The organism is Azospirillum halopraeferens DSM 3675 (assembly GCF_000429625.1).
Lineage (GTDB): Bacteria > Pseudomonadota > Alphaproteobacteria > Azospirillales > Azospirillaceae > Azospirillum > Azospirillum halopraeferens.
The window spans coordinates 473,461-490,406 of record NZ_KE386927.1 but is presented as its reverse complement, the minus strand read 5'-3'; the positions used below and the strand labels follow the sequence as shown (position 1 = coordinate 490,406).

Annotated in this window: 16 protein-coding genes; 10 read left to right on the top strand and 6 right to left on the bottom strand. The window is 70.7% G+C overall.

Annotation, left to right across the window (positions count from 1 at the left end; genetic code table 11):
• The first annotated feature begins 13 nt into the window (after positions 1-13).
• Together G472_RS0126880 and G472_RS35895 are read left to right on the top strand one after the other, a co-directional pair.
• Positions 14-379 carry a histidine triad nucleotide-binding protein gene (locus G472_RS0126880; protein WP_029010857.1) on the top strand — a complete coding sequence of 122 codons (366 nt, stop codon included), beginning with the start codon at positions 14-16 and terminating at the stop codon, positions 377-379.
• A 115-nt stretch (positions 380-494) separates the two neighbouring features.
• Positions 495-2,687 (top strand): tetratricopeptide repeat protein, encoded by a 2,193-nt coding sequence (locus G472_RS35895; RefSeq protein WP_084536920.1) that lies wholly within the window; start codon positions 495-497, stop codon positions 2,685-2,687.
• An 11-nt stretch (positions 2,688-2,698) separates the two neighbouring features.
• On the opposite strand, the gene mltA is transcribed toward G472_RS35895, so the two are convergent.
• Together mltA and G472_RS0126865 are read right to left on the bottom strand one after the other, a co-directional pair.
• Positions 2,699-3,946, bottom strand: coding sequence for a murein transglycosylase A (gene mltA, locus G472_RS0126870; protein ID WP_342667966.1), 1,248 nt, complete (start codon positions 3,944-3,946; stop codon positions 2,699-2,701).
• On the bottom strand, positions 3,943-4,620 hold the full coding sequence (locus G472_RS0126865; RefSeq protein ID WP_029010855.1) for a Tim44/TimA family putative adaptor protein: 678 nt from the start codon (positions 4,618-4,620) through the stop codon (positions 3,943-3,945). Before G472_RS0126865 ends, mltA begins: the two co-directional genes overlap by 4 nt.
• Before the next feature lie 155 nt (positions 4,621-4,775).
• Between G472_RS0126865 and G472_RS35890 the strand changes: the two genes are divergently transcribed.
• A complete protein-coding gene (locus G472_RS35890; protein WP_029010854.1) occupies positions 4,776-5,345 on the top strand; it encodes an FxsA family protein in 570 nt (189 codons plus the stop codon).
• Positions 5,346-5,442: 97 nt separating this feature from the next.
• Positions 5,443-5,964: a protein-export chaperone SecB gene (gene secB / locus G472_RS0126855; RefSeq protein ID WP_029010853.1), complete on the top strand. Its 522-nt coding sequence runs from the start codon at positions 5,443-5,445 to the stop codon at positions 5,962-5,964.
• A gap of 79 nt (positions 5,965-6,043) precedes the next feature.
• Here the strand turns inward: secB and rho are convergent, their stop codons facing one another.
• Positions 6,044-7,300 (bottom strand): transcription termination factor Rho, encoded by a 1,257-nt coding sequence (gene rho / locus G472_RS0126850; RefSeq protein ID WP_029010852.1) that lies wholly within the window; start codon positions 7,298-7,300, stop codon positions 6,044-6,046.
• 389 nt (positions 7,301-7,689) lie between these two features.
• Between rho and G472_RS0126845 the strand changes: the two genes are divergently transcribed.
• Positions 7,690-10,401 carry a cation-transporting P-type ATPase gene (locus G472_RS0126845; protein WP_029010851.1) on the top strand — a complete coding sequence of 904 codons (2,712 nt, stop codon included), beginning with the start codon at positions 7,690-7,692 and terminating at the stop codon, positions 10,399-10,401.
• Here the strand turns inward: G472_RS0126845 and hemJ are convergent.
• Positions 10,388-10,816: a protoporphyrinogen oxidase HemJ gene (hemJ, locus tag G472_RS0126840; protein ID WP_029010850.1), complete on the bottom strand. Its 429-nt coding sequence runs from the start codon at positions 10,814-10,816 to the stop codon at positions 10,388-10,390. The genes G472_RS0126845 and hemJ overlap by 14 nt on opposite strands.
• A gap of 81 nt (positions 10,817-10,897) precedes the next feature.
• A complete protein-coding gene (hemE, locus tag G472_RS0126835; protein ID WP_029010849.1) occupies positions 10,898-11,941 on the bottom strand; it encodes a uroporphyrinogen decarboxylase in 1,044 nt (347 codons plus the stop codon).
• 401 nt (positions 11,942-12,342) lie between these two features.
• Between hemE and G472_RS0126830 the strand changes: the two genes are divergently transcribed.
• From G472_RS0126830 to dnaQ, 5 genes are read left to right on the top strand one after another with little or no spacing between them, the layout of a single operon-like run.
• Positions 12,343-13,179 (top strand): pyruvate, water dikinase regulatory protein, encoded by an 837-nt coding sequence (locus G472_RS0126830; protein WP_029010848.1) that lies wholly within the window; start codon positions 12,343-12,345, stop codon positions 13,177-13,179.
• A gap of 3 nt (positions 13,180-13,182) precedes the next feature.
• Positions 13,183-13,779, top strand: coding sequence for a Maf family protein (locus tag G472_RS0126825; protein ID WP_029010847.1), 597 nt, complete (start codon positions 13,183-13,185; stop codon positions 13,777-13,779).
• Positions 13,776-14,615 (top strand): shikimate dehydrogenase, encoded by an 840-nt coding sequence (locus G472_RS0126820; protein WP_029010846.1) that lies wholly within the window; start codon positions 13,776-13,778, stop codon positions 14,613-14,615. Before G472_RS0126825 ends, G472_RS0126820 begins: the two co-directional genes overlap by 4 nt.
• Before the next feature lie 7 nt (positions 14,616-14,622).
• Positions 14,623-15,267, top strand: a complete 645-nt coding sequence (gene coaE / locus G472_RS0126815; RefSeq protein WP_029010845.1) for a dephospho-CoA kinase — start codon at positions 14,623-14,625, stop codon at positions 15,265-15,267.
• Complete coding sequence (dnaQ, locus tag G472_RS0126810) at positions 15,260-15,937, top strand: DNA polymerase III subunit epsilon (RefSeq protein WP_029010844.1); 678 nt, start codon at positions 15,260-15,262, stop codon at positions 15,935-15,937. Before coaE ends, dnaQ begins: the two co-directional genes overlap by 8 nt.
• 7 nt (positions 15,938-15,944) lie before the next feature.
• On the opposite strand, the gene G472_RS0126805 is transcribed toward dnaQ, so the two are convergent.
• Positions 15,945-16,922 carry a quinone oxidoreductase family protein gene (locus G472_RS0126805; protein ID WP_029010843.1) on the bottom strand — a complete coding sequence of 326 codons (978 nt, stop codon included), beginning with the start codon at positions 16,920-16,922 and terminating at the stop codon, positions 15,945-15,947.
• Positions 16,923-16,946 lie beyond the last annotated feature (24 nt).

Here is a 16,946-nt window from a genome sequence, read left to right as displayed (position 1 = left end):
GGAACAGACGACGATGTACGATCCCAACAACGTGTTCGCCCGCATCCTGCGCGGCGAGATCCCGTGCAAGAAGGTCTATGAGAGCGACACCGCGCTGGCCTTCCACGACATCAACCCGCAGGCGCCGACCCACATCCTGGTGATCCCCAAGGGGGCGTACGTCAGCCTGGACGATTTCACCGCCACGGCGTCGGAGGCGGAGATCGCGGGGTTCTTTCGCGCCGTCGGCGAGGTCGCCCGCCAGGCCGGCGTGGTGGAGCCGGGCTATCGCATCCTCGCCAACATCGGCCGCGACGCCCACCAGGAGGTGCCGCACCTGCACGTCCACATCTTCGCCGGCCGCGACCTCGGTCGCATGCTCGCCAAAGCGCCGGAGTGATACGGCCGGACAATGATCACGTCCATCAGGGTCCGGCCGCCAAACCCGGCCGCCAAACCCGGCTGATCGATGCCGTGGCATCGGTCGATAAGGGAATACTGACGGAGCGGCGGCCATGGCGACCGTAGCCGAGGCCCTGGCCGTAGCCCTCGACCATCACCTCGCCGGCCGCCACGGCGAGGCGGGTATCCTCTACGGGCGCATCCTCGACGCCGATCCGCAGAACCCGGACGCCCTGCATCTGCTGGGCGTCCTCACCGCCCAGACCGGCCGGCCGGCCGACGCCGTCGGGCTGATCGCCCGGGCGGTGGCCGCCCGGCCCGGGGTGGCCGACTTCCGCATCAACCTCGCCGGCGCCCTCACCGCCGCCGGCCGGCCGGCCGAGGCCGAGGCCGCCATGGCCGGCGTGCTGTTGGCGGATCCGGCCCATGGCACGGCGCTGACGGAACGCGGACTGGCCGCCATGCGGCGGGGCGACGCCGCGGCCGCGGCGGTCTGGCTGGACCGCGCCGTTGCCGTGCGGCCGGACGATGCGGCCGCCCGCATCAACGGCGGCGTGGCACACCGGCAGGCGGGACGCCTGCGCACCGCGGTCGCCCGGGGGCACGCCGCCGCCGCCCTCGTCCCCGATGCCGGCCCCGCCCTGTACGTCAACCTCTCCGGCGCCCTGAAGGCGCTGGGCCGCCCGACGGACGCCGCGGACGCCGCGCGGCGCGCGGTCCGCCTCGCCCCGGCGGAGAGCGCCGGCTGGGTCAACCTGGCGCTGGCGCTGGAAGCGCTGGACCGGATGGACGCCGCCGATGCGGCCGGCCGGCGGGCGCTGGCGCTGGAGCCGGCAGCCCCCGACGCCTGGACCAACCACGCCCCGGTGCTGCGCCGGCGCGGGCGGATCGCCGCCGCCGTCACCGCCGCCGACCGGGCCCTGGCCATCGCACCCGGCACCGCGGACGCTCTGCTGAACCGGGCCGTGGCGTTGCAGGACGCCGGGCGCATCGCCGCGGCGGTCGCCGACTACCGGCACGCCCTGGCGCTGGCGCCGGGCCGGGCCGACATCCATTCCAACCTGCTGCTGGCCCTGCAGTACGACCCGGCGACCGACGGGGCGGCGCTGGTGGCGGAGCACCGCGCCTGGGACGCCCGCCATGGCCGGCGGATCCCGCCGCCGGCCCCCCACCCCAACCCCCCGGATGCGGACCGGCGGCTGCGCATCGGCTACGTCTCCGCCGATTTCGGCTTCCACCCCGTGGGTTATTTCCTGGCCCCGGTCCTGCCCGCCCACGACCGCGCGGCGGTGGAGGTGGTGTGCTACAGCGCCCGCGTGCGCGAAGACGCCATGACCGCCCGGCTGCGCGCCGCCGCCGATCTCTGGCGCCCGATCGCCGGGATGGACGACGGCGAGGCCGAGGCCCTGATCCGCAGCGACGGCATCGACATTCTGGTGGACTTGGCCGGGCACACCGCAGGCAACCGGCTGCCCCTGTTCGCGCGCCGGCCGGCGCCGGTGCAGGCGACCTGGGCCGGCTATGTCGGCACCACCGGCCTGGCCGCCATGGACTGGCTGATCGCCGACGCCCGCCACCTTCCGCCGGGGCGCGAGGCGGAGGTGGTGGAGCGGGTGGCCCGCCTGCCCGACGGCTATGTCTGCGTCCTGCCGCGCCCCGATGCCCCGCCGGTGGGGCCGCTGCCCCTGCGGGCCAACGGGTTCGTCACCTTCGGCTGCTTCAACAACCGGGCCAAGCTGTCGGAGCCCACCCTCGCCCTGTGGGCGCGGCTGCTGGAGCGGGTGCCCGGCGCACGGCTGCTGCTGAAGACGCACCAGTTCGACGATCCCGCCGTGGGCGATGCCCTGCGCGCCATCTTCGCCCGCCACGGCGGCGACGCCGGGCGGCTGGATCTGTCGGGCAGCGCCCCCCACGCGGCGATGCCCGGCTGGTACAATCGTGTGGACGTGGCGCTGGACCCCTTTCCCTATTCCGGCGGCCTGACCACGCTGGAAGCGCTGTGGATGGGTGTTCCCGTAGTGACCGCGGGCGGGGGTGAGCGCTTCTGCTCCCGCCATTCGGCCGGCCACCTGCACGCCGCCGGATTGCCGGAGCTGGTGGCCCGCGACGCCGAGGCCTATCTGGCGATCGCCGCCGGCCTGGCCGCCGACCCCGAGGGGCTGGCCGTCCTGCGCGCGAACCTGCGGCCGCGCCTCGCCGCCTCGCCTGTTTGCGACGGCGTGCGCTTCACCCGCAACCTGGAAGCGGCGTTGCGCATGATGTGGCGGGAATGGTGTGCGGACCGGGACGCGACGACGGCGGTGTGATACCGACGGGATCAGTCCGATGCCGCCGGTATGACGCCCCGCGGCAGCAGCAGGTAATAGGATCCGCGGCTTTTCATCCGGCCGGCCCGCAGCTCGGCGTCGGCGCCGTGGCCCCAGAACACGTCGCCGCGGACCGGGCCGCGGATGGCACCGCCGGTGTCCTGGGCCACCATCAGGCGTTGCACCCGGAGCGTGCCATCCACGGGATCCTCCGCGTCCAGCCACACCGGCGCCCCGTAGGGCAGATAGCGGCGGTCCACCGCCAGGCTGCGGCCGGGCGTGAGCACCACACCCTGGGCGCCCACCGGTCCCTCCTCCTCCAGCTCCCGGAAGAAGACGTAGGAGGGGTTGAGGTTCATCACCGCCCCCGCCTCGGAGGGGCGGGCAAGCAGCCAGTCGCGGATGGTCTGGAGCGACACCTCCTCCCGCGTCAATTCGCCGCGGTCGATGAGGGCCTTGCCGATCGCGAAGTAGCGGTGCCCGTTCTGGCCGGCGTAGCCGACGCGGACCTCCCCGCCATCGGCCAGGGTGATCCGTCCGGACCCCTGGATGTGCAGGAAGAAGGCGCCGATGGGGTCGTCCACCCACAGGAGTTCCAGCCCGCGGTCCTTCAGGGCGCCCGATTCGATGGCGGCGCGGTCCTCGTAGGGGCGCAGGCGCCCGTCCACCACGCGCCCGGCGATGCGGTCGCCCTTCCACCTGTCGCCGAAATCGGCCAGCTCGACGCTGACCAGATCGGCCGGGCGGCGGTAGAGGGGAACGGGGAAGTCCGGATGGGGCGTGCGGGATCCCCGCAGCTCGGCCTCGTAATAGCCGGTGAACAGGCCGTCGCGGTCGGTGCCGTTGGCGGCGGCGTAGGGGGTGAACCACTCCTCGAAGAAGGCGCGGGCGGTGGCATGGTCGTCGGGCGGCAGGGCGGCGAGACGGCTGCACGGGGCCTGCCAGTCCGCCACGGTGCCGGCGATCCCGTCGGGGCCGACCGGGCGGTCGGCGGCCCGGCCCCCCAGCGTCGCGCACGAGCGGATGAGCGCCGGCACGGCCTCCGCCACCCGGTCGGCGGACCAGCCGGGCAAAGCGTCGTAGGATACGGCGGTGAGGGTCAGCCGTTCCCCGGCCGGAGGCTCCGTCGTCGCCTGATCGCCGTCGCGCTCGCACGCGCCAAGCGCCAGAAGGGCCAGGACGGACACCGCCCCGGCCAGCCGGAAGGGCCGGCGGCCGGGGCGCCCGCGCCATGCGCGGGACGCAACGCGGGCGATCACGACGGGGTACGGGTCTCGACCAGCAGCCAGTTCGGATCCCGCGAACGCGTGTCGCGGGCGAAGGTCCAGATGTCCACCACCTCGATCGCCTCGTTCGGGTCCCCGTCGACCACGGCACCGGCGGCGTTGCGGGTGACATTCACCTGATGGGAAACGAACTTGATGGTCACCAGGGCGGTGCGGCCATCCATGCGCGCCTCGGCCAGGTCGGCGTCCTGGATCGTCTCGATGCGGGTTTCCAGCGTCTCGCCGGCGGCCTCGCGCTCCCGGATGGCGCGGGCGAAGTTCTCGTAGACCTCGTCCGACAGCAGGGGCCGCAGGGCGGCGGTGTCGCCGCGGGCGAAGGCATCGACGATCATCTCGAAGGCGGCGCGCGCACCCTGGAGGAAGTGCTTTTCCTCGAACGTGGGATCGGCGGCGCCGATCCGGGCGATGGCGGCGGCCAGCGACAGGGGTTCGTCCGGGGCGGCGCTCTCCGCCGGCTGCGGGCGAACGCGGCCCGGCATGGTCACCACGTTGTCGGGGCGCGCCTGGTCCGGACGCGACGCATAGGGGTTCGGCCGCTGGCGCTCCTCGCCGTTGCGGCGGCCGAGCACGCTGCGCAGCCTGTATACCAGGAACGCCGCGATCATCGCGAAGATGACAATCTCGATGAACACGAATCCATCACCCATCGGCGCGGTCCTTGTGGGTTTGCCCTGGACCCCCCGGCAGGCTGTGATTAAGTGTACCCAAGAGGGTGCCCACCAGTCGAGGTGCCCGGTTGCGATACGGGCGGTGTTACCTCCGGACTACATAGGGGCTAAAGCCTCAAAGAGCAAGGTTGGGCATGAATCCGCTTCTGCTGCTGCTGCTACTCCCGCTGGTGGAGATCGCCCTGTTCATCCAGGTCGGCTCGTGGATCGGCGTGCTGGCGACCATCGGGCTGATCGCCCTGTCCGCCGTGGCCGGGACGGTCCTGCTGCGCCTGCAGGGGCTGTCGGTGCTGCGCCGGGCGCAGGCCAGCGCCGACCGCGGCGAACTGCCGGTGGGGGCGGTGCTCCACGGCTTCTGCATGGTGGTGGCCGCCATCCTGCTGATCATCCCCGGCTTCCTCAGCGACGCGGTGGGGCTGCTGCTGTTCATCGCCCCGGTGCGCGCGGGCATGGGACGCTGGCTGCTGGAGCGCATGGGCGCACGCACCCGGGTGTGGACGTCCGGCCGACCGGGGGATGCGGGCTCCGCCCGACCGGGGGATGCGGGCGCACCGCCGCCGGGCGGCCGCGTCATCGACGTGGATTACGAGGAAGTGCAGCCCCGCACCACCGACGGCGCACCGCGCCGGGATGACGGAGACGCTCCGCGCCTCGAGGAGTCCCGCTGGCGCCCCGAGGGGCGGGAACCCGGCGGGCGCCCGTAACGGCCTTCGTTCAGGTTGTCCGTGACGGGGATCCGTGCTAGCCAGCCCGAAGGCTTCACCCCCAAAGACGGCCGGTTGCCGGCCGGGAGTTTCCAGCATGTCCGATCAGCCGACGACCGCCGGTGGCAACGGCCAGGCCGCCCCGCAGCAGAGCGGTCCCGCCGCCCTTCCCGTGCACATCCTCGCCCAGTACGTGAAGGATTTCTCGTTCGAGAACCCGAACGCGCCGCAGAGCCTGCTGCCGGGACAGCCGCAGCCGCAGGTGAACATCGGCGTCGACGTCCAGGCCCGCGCCGCGGCCGAGGACGTGTACGAGGTGGTCCTGCACCTGCGCTGCGAGGCCAAGCAGAACGAGAACACCGCCTTCCTGGTGGAGCTGGCCTACGGCGGCCTGTTCCAGCTTCCCGGCCTGGCGCAGGAGCATCACCGCCCGGTGCTGATGATCGAGGGGCCGCGCCTGCTGTTCCCCTTCGCCCGCGCCATCGTCGCCGAGGCGACCCGCGACGGCGGCTACCCGCCGCTGATGATCAACCCCATCGACTTCGCCGACCTTTACCGCCGCCAGCTCGCCGCCGGCCAGCCCGCCGGCAACCCGGCGCCCCAGCAGCCGCCGTTCTGATATCGAGCGGATACCCCTCCCCCGTCATCGGACGGGGGAGAGTCGAAAGGGGGCGCTTTGCGCCCCCTGTTGATTCCCGCTATTGATTCATCGACTCGAAGAAGTCGGCGTTGCTCTTGGTGTACTTGAGCTTGTCGACAAGGAAGTCGACCGCGTCGGTGACGCCCATGGGCATCAGGATGCGGCGCAGAATCCACATCTTGGACATGGTGGCGCGGTCGACCAGCAGCTCTTCCTTGCGGGTGCCCGACTTCGACACGTCGATGGCGGGGAAGGTGCGCTTGTCGGAGAGCTTGCGGTCCAGGACGATTTCCGAGTTGCCGGTGCCCTTGAACTCTTCGAAGATCACTTCGTCCATGCGGCTGCCGGTGTCGATCAGCGCCGTGGCGATGATGGTCAGCGATCCGCCCTCCTCGATGTTGCGGGCCGCGCCGAAGAAGCGCTTGGGCCGCTGCAGCGCGTTGGCGTCGACGCCGCCCGTCAGCACCTTGCCGGAGCTGGGCACCACCGTGTTGTAGGCGCGCGCCAGACGGGTGATGGAATCCAGCAGGATCACCACGTCGCGCTTGTGCTCCACCAGGCGCTTGGCCTTTTCGATCACCATCTCGGCCACCTGGACGTGGCGGGCCGCCGGCTCGTCAAAGGTGGAGGAGATGACCTCGCCGTGCACCGACCGGGCCATGTCGGTCACCTCTTCCGGCCGCTCGTCGATGAGCAGCACGATCAGGTAGGCCTCGGGGTGGTTGGTGGCGATGGAATGAGCGATGTTCTGCAGCATCACCGTCTTGCCGGTGCGCGGCGGCGCCACGATCAGGCCGCGCTGGCCCTTGCCCAGAGGGGCCACCAGGTCGATGATGCGGCCGGTGAAGTTCTTCTTGGTGGGATCCTCGACCTCCATGCGCAGACGCTCGTCAGGGTAGAGCGGCGTCAGGTTGTCGAAGTTGATGCGATGGCGCACCTTCTCCGGCGCGTCGAAGTTGATCGAGTTGACCTTCAGCAGCGCGAAGTACCGTTCGCCATCCTTGGGCGCGCGGATCTGCCCCTCCACCGTGTCGCCGGTGCGCAGCCCGAAGCGCCGCACCTGACTCGGACTGACATAGATGTCGTCGGGGCCGGGCAGGTAATTGGCCTCCGGCGAGCGCAGGAACCCGAACCCGTCCTGTAGAACCTCCAGCACACCGTCTCCGAAGATCGGGACGTCATTTTCCGCCAACTGCTTGAGGATGGCGAACATCATGTCCTGCTTGCGCAGGGTGCTGGCGTTCTCGATCTGAAGTTCTTCCGCGAACGCCAGTAGCTCCGCGGGGCTCTTGCACTTCAACTCTTGGAGATGCATCGGTGGCCTATGGACATGATCGGTCGGATTGATGCGGGAGGAGAGCCCCGGCCGGCGGCAATGCGCCGTGCGGGGACGCGGCGGCGGTCGACCGGACAGGGGTCGGTTGCCGTTGCCCGGCGAAAACGGAGGTGGGAGCCGGAACGCCGGTGGATCGGATGACGCCGGAGGTGTCGCCGGAGGTGCTTGTCGCCGGATATGCTGGTATGACCCGCGGGTCGCCGAGCCCCGCGGTACACATTGGGTAGCGGATCACGCACCGCAAGTCAAACGAAAGCGAAGGCGCCGGCGTTCCACATCGGGAAAATTGTCGCGGGTTCTGGAGAAACCGGACCGGGATCCCGACGTTTGGGAGGTAGCCCTCCCGCCTTTCGTCAAGGATCCCCCTTATGAGCCCGCTCGACACCGGTTCGCCCGACGCGCCGTGGCATGCCCGCTCCGCTGCGGAGACGATGCAAGGGCTGGACAGCCCCGACGGCGGCCTATCCCCCGCCGAGGCTCGCGCCCGCCTGGACCGTTACGGTCCCAACCGGTTGACCCCGCCCAAGCGCCGCTCCGCCCTGATGCGCTTTCTGGTGCAGTTCGACAACATCCTGATCTACGTCCTGATCGCCGCCGGCATCGTCAGCCTGCTGCTGGGCGAAGTGATCGACGCCGGTGTGATCGCCGGCGTGGTGCTGATCAACGCGGTGATCGGCTACATCCAGGAAGGCAAGGCCGAACAGGCGCTGGACGCCATCCGCTCCATGCTGTCGCCCAACGCCGTCGTGCTGCGCGGCGGTCACCAGGTCACCCTGCCCGCCGAGGAGCTGGTGCCCGGTGACCACGTCCTGCTGGCGTCCGGCGACCGCGTGCCGGCCGACCTGCGCCTGGTGCGGGTCAAGGGTCTTCATGTGCAGGAAGCGGCGCTGACCGGCGAGTCCCTGCCGGTGGCCAAGACCACCGACGGGGTGGCCGAGGACGCGGCGCTGGGCGACCGCACGGGCATGGCCTATTCGGGCACCCTGGTCGCCCAGGGCCAGGCGCTGGGCGTGGTGATCGCCACCGGCGACCGCACGGAACTGGGCCGCATCGGCGCCATGCTGGCGGAGGTGCAGACCCTGACCACGCCGCTGCTGGCGCAGATGGCGGTGTTCGGTCGCTGGCTGACCGCCGTGATCCTGGCCCTGGCGGCGGTGACCTTCTTCTACGGCACCTTCGTCGGCGGCCAGCCCTGGCCGGAGATGGTGATGGCCGCGGTCGGCCTGGCGGTAGCCGCCATCCCCGAAGGGTTGCCCGCCGTCATGACCATCACCCTGGCCATAGGCGTCACCCGCATGGCCCGGCGCAACGCCATCATCCGCCGCCTGCCGGCGGTCGAGACGCTGGGCTCGGTCGGCGTGGTCTGTTCGGACAAGACCGGCACGCTGACGCGCAACGAACTGACGGTGCAGTCCCTGGCCACGTTGGATGCCGGGTTCTCGGTCGGTGGCATCGGCTACGCCCCCGAAGGTGCCTTCACGCGCGACGGCCGTGAGATCACCGCCGACGGTGACCCCATCCTGGAATCCATCGCCCGCGCCTGCCTGCTGTGCAACGACGCCGAGCTGCACCGCGATGAGACCGGGGAATGGCAGCTTGCCGGCGACCCCACCGACGGTGCCCTGCTCGCGCTCGCCATGAAGGCCGGTCTCGATCCCGAGACGGAACGCCGGCACCACCCGCGCACCGACGTCATCCCCTTCGAATCCGAACACAAATTCATGGCGACCCTGCACCATGACCACGAGGGGCACGGCACCATCTATGTGAAGGGCGCGCCCGAGCGCATCGTCGCCATGTGCAGCCACGCCGCCGGCACAGACGGGCCGATGCCCATTGAGCCCGACGCCTGGCACGCCCGCATCGAGGCTCTGGCCGACCGGGGGCAGCGGGTCATCGCCGTGGCCCGCCGCACCACCATCCCCGGCTCCTCCGAACTGGAGATGGCCGACGTGCAGGAGGGGCTGACCCTGCTCGGCCTGTGCGGCCTGATCGATCCGCCGCGCGAGGAGGCGATCACCGCGGTGACGGTGTGCCGCGACGCGGGCATCCGCGTGAAGATGATCACCGGCGACCACGCCATCACCGCTCGCGCCATTGGCCGCAGTTTCGGCCTGGCCGCCGACGGCCGCGCCATGACCGGGCCCGAGCTGGACCGGGTCAGCGACGAGGATCTGGTCAAAGTTGCCCACGAGGTCGACGTCTTCGCCCGCACCACGCCGGAACACAAGCTGCGCCTGGTCAAGGCCCTGCAAAGCACCGGGCACACCGTGGCGATGACCGGCGACGGCGTCAACGACGCGCCGGCTCTCAAGCGGGCCGACGTGGGCGTCGCCATGGGCCACAAGGGTACCGAGGCAGCAAAGGAAGCTGCCGCTATGGTGCTGGCCGACGACAACTTCGCCTCCATCGCCCACGCGGTGGAGGAGGGCCGCACCGTCTACGACAACCTGCGCAAGACCATCCTGTTCATGCTGCCGACCAATGGCGGGCAGGCCCTGGTGATCCTGGTCGCGGTGCTGATCGGCTACACCCTGCCCATCACCCCGGTGCAGATCCTGTGGGTCAACATGGTCACCGCGGTCACCCTGGGCCTGGCCCTGGCTTTCGAGAAGCCGGAGCCGGATGTCATGCGCCGGCCGCCGCGGCCGCCGGCGGAAGGCATCCTGCCCCGCTTCCTGGTGATCCGCATGCTGATGGTGGCGGTGCTGCTGCTGATCGCCAGCTTCGGCTTCTTCCTCTACGAAGAGGCCAACGGATCATCGCTGGAGCGGGCCCGCACCATGGCGGTCAACGCCCTGGTGATCGGCGAGGTGTTCTTCCTGCTCAACGCCCGGGCCGTGCGCAACTCGGTGATGAACGCCGAAGGGCTGTTCGGCAGCCGGCCGGTGTGGATCTCCATCGGCCTGATCGTCGCCTTCCAGCTCGCCTTCACCTACGCCCCGCCCATGCAGACCCTGTTCGGCACCGCCCCGATCGGCCTGACGGACTGGCTGATGATGATCGCCGGCGGCGCCGTCATCTTCCTGATCGTGGAGGCCGAGAAGGCGGTCGGCCGGCGTCGCGTCAGAACGGCTTGACGATGACGAAGATGACGATGCCGATCATCAGCAGTGTCGGCCCCTCGTTCATGACACGGTAGAACCGCTGGGAGCGGGAGTTGCGGTCCTCCGCGAACTCCCGCCGCCAGCGGGCCATCAGACCGTGCATGACCGACAGCAGCACCACGAAGGTCAGCTTGGCGTGCAGCCAGCCCTGGCTGAACCATTCGGGGATCAGCACCAGCATCCAGATCCCGAACACCCACGAGGCGATCATCGCCGGGGTCATGATGGCGCGCAGCAGCCGGCGCTCCATCACCTTGAAGGTTTCCGACGCCTCCGATCCCGGCGCCACCGCGCAGTGGTAGACGAACAGCCGCGGCAAGTAGAGCATCGCCGCCATCCAGGCGATGATGCTGATCACGTGCAGTGCCTTGACCCACTCGTATGCCACGGCCGTTCCCCTTCCCTGTCCTGACGTCACCCGACGGAGCGGTAAACTGGAGCGCGGGCGTGGCCGCGTCCAGCCCCCGATTTACCGTTGCGGCCAGGCGCGCAGCCGACGGGCCAGCTCCGCCACATGTTCGGGCGGGGTCTTCTGGGTGATGCCGTGGCCGAGGTTGAAGATGAAGGGACCACCGGCCAACGCCTCCAGGATCTCCGTCACGGCCCCGCCAAGGGCCTCTCCGCCCGCCACCAGCATGATGGGGTCCAGGTTGCCCTGCACCGCCAGACGCGACTGCAGCGCCCGTGCGGCCCACTGCGGCGGCACCGTGGTGTCCAGACCGACGGCGTCGACGCCCGTGGCCGAGGCGTACTCCTCGTACAGCAGGCCGGCACCGCGCGGGAAGCCGATGATCGGCACTGCGGGATGGCGCTCCTTGACCCGTGCGACAATGCGCCGCGTCGGCTCGATGACCCAGCGGCGAAATTCCGCCACCGGCAGCACGCCGGCCCAACTGTCGAAGAGCTGCACCACCTCCGCCCCGGCATCGATCTGGGCGCAGAGATAGTCGGCGGTGACGTCGACCAGCAGATCCATCAGGGCCGCGAATCCCTGCGGATCCCGGTAGGCCCAGCCCTTGATGGCCGCGAACTCCTTGGTGCCGCCGCCTTCCACCATATAGCTGGCGACGGTCCAGGGGGCGCCGGCGAAGCCGATCAGGGTCACCTCCGGCGGCAGGGAGCGGGACAGCCGCCGTACCGTCTCGTAGACCGGTTCCAGCACGGTGTGGAAGCGGTCGCGCGACAACCGGCCGAGGTCGGCGGCGCTGCGCACCGGATCCAGCTTGGGCCCCTCGCCTTCCAGATAGTCCAGCGGCTGGCCCAGCGCGTGCGGCACCACCAGGATGTCGGAGAACAGGATGGCCGCGTCCATGCCGTACCGGCGGATCGGCTGAAGGGTCACCTCCTCCGCCAGTTCGGGATTGTAGCAGAGATCGAGGAAGCTGCCGGCGCGGGTGCGCACCTCCCGATACTCCGGCAGGTAGCGGCCGGCCTGGCGCATCAGCCAGAACGGGGGGCTTTGGCAGGTCTCGCCGGCCAGGGCGGCGAGGATCGGCTTGCGGGTTTCCGTCACCGGCGGATCCTTCGGCAAAGGGTCGGGTGTTTCTCTCCCCTTCTCACTATTCTTTTTAAGAGAGGATTGAAAGAGGATGAGGATCCCTGTGGATAACGGTGATCCCGGCTTGCCCCGGATCCGTCCACAGGCGGCACCGCGGATCCGGAGATGGCGGCCTGCCTGTGGACGGATCCCCGGCAAACCGTTGCCGGGTCAGGAATCACGGGGGCTGGAACGGCGGGAGTCGTGGGGATAAACTGATCCGCGGATCCGATCGTTCCCGGGTTCCGGACCGGGCGGGGGATCCGTCCCGGTGGGTGCCGGATGGGGGACGGTGAGTCCCGCGGTTGGGGACGCAAGCGTCCGGTCTCCGGTTGTCCACAGGTTGGCGCCGGTTTCTCCACAGCATGTTGGGGACGATGAAAGATTTTCACCTACATCTTGTATCGGATGCCACCGGCGAGACGATCAACAGCGTGGCGCGTGCGTGCGTCATCCAGTTCGATCAGGTCCGCCCGATCGAGCATTTCTGGAACCTGGTGCGCACCGACCGGCAGCTCGACATGGTGATCGACGGGATCAAGACGCATCCCGGCCTCGTCATGTTCACTTTGGTTGACGAGCCGTTGCGCCGCCGGCTGCAGGACGTGTGCCGCGAGATCCAGGTCCCCTGCATTCCCGTGCTGGACCCGCTGATCAACGCGCTGGCCGCGCACCTGGGGCTGGAATCCCAGCGCCAGCCCGGCCGCCAGCACGCGCTGGACGCGGAGTATTTCGGGCGCATGGACGCCATGGAGTTCGCGCTGTCCCACGACGACGGTCAGTCCACCTGGGATCTGCACGAGGCGGACGTGCTGCTGATGGGGGTGTCGCGCACCTCCAAGACGCCGACATGCATCTATCTGGCCAACCGCGGGATCAAGGCGGCAAACATTCCCATCGTCCCCGGCTGCCCGTTGCCGCCGGAGCTGGAGAAGCTGACCCGGCCGCTGATCGTCGGTCTGACCAAGGACCCCGACCGGCTGATCCAGATCCGGCGCAACCGGCTGAAGCTGCTGAACCAGGGGGAGACGTCCAGTTACGTGGATCCCGAGGTGGTGCGCCGCGAGGTGCAGGAGGCGCGGCGCATGTTCAGCCGGCACGGCTGGCCGGTGATCGACGTCACGCGCCGCTCCATCGAAGAGACGGCGGCGGAGATCATGATGCTGCTGACCCGCCGGCAAACGGGCCGGGCGGTACCGCCGCCGGGGTTGTGAGCCATGGCGGAACTGGTGCTGGCGTCGGGATCGCGGGCCCGGGCGGCGATGCTGGCGCAGGCCGGTGTCGACGTGGAGTGCGATCCGGCCGACGTGGACGAATCGGTGGTCAAGCGGTCCTGCCGGGCCAACGGGGTGAGCGTCGAGGCGACGGCCGAGGCGCTGGCGGAGCTGAAGGCGCGCAGCGTCGCGCGTCGCCATCCCGGCCGGCCGGTGCTGGGGGCCGACCAGATGCTGGAGTGTGACGGGGTGTGGCTGGACAAGCCCGGCGACCGGGAGCAGGCGCGGGCGCAGCTCCGCACCCTGCGCGGGCGCACCCATCGCCTGATCAGCGCCGCGGTGGTGGTGCGCGACGACCGCCGGGTGTGGCACCATGTGGACGGGGCGCGGCTGACCGTGCGCCCCTTCAGCGACCGGTTCCTGGAAGACTATCTGGATGCGGCCGGCGACGGGGTGCTGCAGTCGGTCGGCGCCTATCACCTGGAAGGGTTGGGCGCCCAGCTCTTCGAGCGGGTCGAGGGCGATTTCTTCACCATCCTCGGGCTGCCGCTTCTGCCGGTGCTCGGGCATTTGCGCACGCAGAGGATTCTCGGGGAATGATGATCAGCGGCAAGGCGCGGGTGGCCGGCGTCATGGGGTGGCCGGTGTCCCACTCGCGTTCGCCCCGGCTGCACGGGCATTGGCTGGAGCGCTACGGCATCGACGGCGTCTACGTTCCCCTGGCGGTGCCGCCGGATCGGGCGGTTGAGGCCATTCGCGCCCTGCCCGCCCTTGGCTTTCGCGGCTGCAACGTCACCGTGCCCCACAAGGAAGCGGCGGCAGCGGCCGTCGACCGGCTGCACCCGGTGGCACGCCGCATGGGCGCGGTGAACACCATCGTGGTGCTTGAGGACGGGACGCTGGAAGGGAGCAACACCGACGGCTTCGGCTTCGTGGAGAACCTGCGGGCCGGCGCGCCGGGCTGGCGGGCGGCGGACGGTCCGGCGGTGGTGGTCGGTGCCGGCGGGGCGGCCCGTGGCGTGGTGGTCGCCCTGCTCGACGCCGGAGTGCCTCGGGTCGTGCTGGTCAACCGCACACGGGAGCGGGCGGAGGCACTGGCCTCCGACGTGGGCGGCCCCGTCGATGTGGTCGATTGGGTTTCACGTGAAACGGTGCTGCGGGAGACGGCGCTGCTGGTGAACACCACGACCCAGGGGATGGTCGGGCACCCGCCGCTCGACCTGTGCCCGGATGCCCTGCCCGACGGGGCGGTCGTCACCGACATCGTGTACACGCCCCTGATGACGCCGCTGCTGGCGGCGGCGGCGGCGCGGGGCCTGACCACCGTCGACGGGCTGGGCATGCTGCTGCACCAGGCGCGGCCCGGCTTTGCCGCCTGGTTCGGTGTCGAGCCGGCGGTGGACGAGGAGCTGCGCCGCGTGGTGCTGGAGGGATGAGCGGGCGATGGTGATCCTCGGCCTGACCGGTTCCATCGGCATGGGCAAGAGCACGGCCGCGCGCATGCTGGAGAGCATGGGGGTGCCGGTGTGCGACTCCGACGCGGTGGTCCACCGGCTGCTGGGGCGCGGGGGTGCCGCGGTGGGCGCCATCGACGCGGCCTTCCCCGGCGTCGTCCGCGATGGCGCGGTGGACCGGCGCGCCCTGGGGGCGGCGGTGTTCGCCAACCCGCCGGCCCTGAAGCGGCTGGAGGCGATCCTGCACCCCCGCGTGCGCGCGGCGCAGGAGGCGTTCCTGCGCCACGCAGCGCGCCGCGGCGTCGCCGTCGCCGCCCTCGACATCCCGCTGCTGTTCGAGACCGGCGGTGAACGCCGCGTCGACCGCACGGTGGTCGTGTCCGCCCCGCCCATGGTGCAGCGGGCCCGCGTCCTGGCGCGGCCGGGGATGACGGCGGAGAAGTACGCCGCTATCCTTGCCCGCCAGATGCCCGACGCGCAGAAGCGGCGGCGCGCCGACCACGTGGTGCCGACCGGAGCCGGACGCCGGCGCACGCGGATGGCGCTGCGGGACATCGTGGCGGAAGTGAAACGTTTGCGCGGCCGGCACTGGCCGCCGCGCGGTTACCAACCGGGGGCCCCGTCCCATGCGTGAGATCGTTCTGGACACCGAGACCACGGGCTTCAAGCCCGAGGAGGGGCACCGCATCGTCGAGATCGGCTGCGTGGAGCTGGTCAATCACGTCCAGACCGGCGAGCGGTTCCACGTCTACCTGAACCCCGGACGCGCCATGCCGGCGGAAGCGGCGGCGGTGCACGGGCTGACCGACGAGTTCCTGGCGGACAAGCCCGTGTTCACCGAGGTGGTCGAGGAGTTCCTGACCTTCATCGGCGACGCGCCGCTGGTCATCCACAACGCCGCCTTCGACATGGCCTTCCTCAACGCCGAACTGGGGTGGGCGGGGTTCCCGCGTCTGGGCGCGGATCGGGCGGTGGATACGCTGGCCATGGCGCGCCAGAGGTTCCCCGGATCGCCGGCCACCCTGGATGCCCTGTGCAAGCGCTTTGGCGTCGACAACTCCGGCCGGTCCTATCACGGCGCCCTGCTCGACGCCCAGCTTCTGGCCGAGGTGTATCTGGAGCTGCGCGGCGGCCGTCAGGCCGGATTGGCGCTGGCGTCGGGGCCGGTGACGCGGGGCGGCGGCCCCGTGCGCATCGAGCGGCCGCACCGCCCGCCGCGCCCCCACGCCCCGGGGGCCGAGGAGCTGGCGGCCCACACCGAACTCCTCAAGTCCCTCAAGAACCCGCTCTGGCTGGCGGAGTAACGTCCGGTCAGGGCAGCAGCACCGTGGAGCCGGTGGTGCGCCGGGCCTCCAGCGCCCGGTGCGCCTCGGCGGCGTCGCGCAGCGGGAAGGTCTGGCCGATGGCGATGGTGACGGCGCCGGCGTGCACCACCTCGAACAGGTCGGCGGCGCTGGCCATCAGCTCCTCCCGCTTGGCGGTGTACGAGAAGATGGTCGGACGGGTCACGTAGAGCGATCCCTTGGCGGCCAGCACCTGGAGGTCCAGCGGCGGCACCGGTCCCGACGCCGCCCCGAACAGCGCCATCAGCCCGCGCGGGCGCAGGCAGTCGAGGCTGGCCATGAAGGTGGTTTGTCCGACGCCGTCATAGACGACGGGCACGCCCGCCCCGCCCGTCAGATCGCGGACCCGCTCCACAAAATTCTCGCGGGTGTACACGATGGGGTGGTCGCAGCCGTGGGCGCGGGCGATCTCCGCCTTCTCCTCGGACCCGACGGTGCCGATCACCGTGACCCCCAGGTGCTTGGCCCATTGGCAGAGAATCAGCCCGACCCCGCCGGCGGCGGCGTGTACCAGGATCGTCTCCCCTGCCTGCACCCGGTAGACGGAGCGCAGCAGGGCCTGCACCGTCATGCCCTGGAGCAGCATGGCCGCGGCCTGCCGGTCGTCGATCCAGCTTGGCAGGGGGATCAGCCGGTCGGCGGCGATCAGCCGCGCCTCGGCGTAGGATCCCATGGGGCCGGGGGCGTAGCCGACGCGGTCGCCCGGTGCGAGGGCGCTGACCCCCTCCCCGACCGCCTCGACCACGCCGGCGCCTTCGACGCCGATGATCGCAGGAAGCTGCGGCAGCTTGTAGGCGCCGGAGCGATGGTACGTGTCGATGTAGTTGAGACCCACCGCGGTGTGGCGCAAGCGCACCTCACCGGGTCCGGGGTCGCCGACCTCCACCTCCTCCCACCTCAGAACCTCGGGTCCGCCGTGCTCATGGATGCGGATGGCGTGAACCATGCTGTTCGTTCCTCTCGTCCCTTC

What these genes read in the sequence shown, in the direction of transcription:
- dnaQ (WP_029010844.1), top strand. Translation starts at nt 15,260, where the DNA reads ATGCGTGAGATCGTTCTGGACACCGAGACCACGGGCTTCAAGCCCGAG.
- secB (WP_029010853.1), top strand. Translation starts at nt 5,443, where the DNA reads ATGTCCGATCAGCCGACGACCGCCGGTGGCAACGGCCAGGCCGCCCCG.
- rho (WP_029010852.1), bottom strand. Translation starts at nt 7,300, where the DNA reads ATGCATCTCCAAGAGTTGAAGTGCAAGAGCCCCGCGGAGCTACTGGCG.
- G472_RS0126830 (WP_029010848.1), top strand. Translation starts at nt 12,343, where the DNA reads ATGAAAGATTTTCACCTACATCTTGTATCGGATGCCACCGGCGAGACG.
- G472_RS0126805 (WP_029010843.1), bottom strand. Translation starts at nt 16,922, where the DNA reads ATGGTTCACGCCATCCGCATCCATGAGCACGGCGGACCCGAGGTTCTG.
- G472_RS0126820 (WP_029010846.1), top strand. Translation starts at nt 13,776, where the DNA reads ATGATGATCAGCGGCAAGGCGCGGGTGGCCGGCGTCATGGGGTGGCCG.
- G472_RS35890 (WP_029010854.1), top strand. Translation starts at nt 4,776, where the DNA reads ATGAATCCGCTTCTGCTGCTGCTGCTACTCCCGCTGGTGGAGATCGCC.
- G472_RS0126865 (WP_029010855.1), bottom strand. Translation starts at nt 4,620, where the DNA reads ATGGGTGATGGATTCGTGTTCATCGAGATTGTCATCTTCGCGATGATC.
- coaE (WP_029010845.1), top strand. Translation starts at nt 14,623, where the DNA reads ATGGTGATCCTCGGCCTGACCGGTTCCATCGGCATGGGCAAGAGCACG.
- G472_RS0126880 (WP_029010857.1), top strand. Translation starts at nt 14, where the DNA reads ATGTACGATCCCAACAACGTGTTCGCCCGCATCCTGCGCGGCGAGATC.
- G472_RS35895 (WP_084536920.1), top strand. Translation starts at nt 495, where the DNA reads ATGGCGACCGTAGCCGAGGCCCTGGCCGTAGCCCTCGACCATCACCTC.
- G472_RS0126845 (WP_029010851.1), top strand. Translation starts at nt 7,690, where the DNA reads ATGAGCCCGCTCGACACCGGTTCGCCCGACGCGCCGTGGCATGCCCGC.
- G472_RS0126825 (WP_029010847.1), top strand. Translation starts at nt 13,183, where the DNA reads ATGGCGGAACTGGTGCTGGCGTCGGGATCGCGGGCCCGGGCGGCGATG.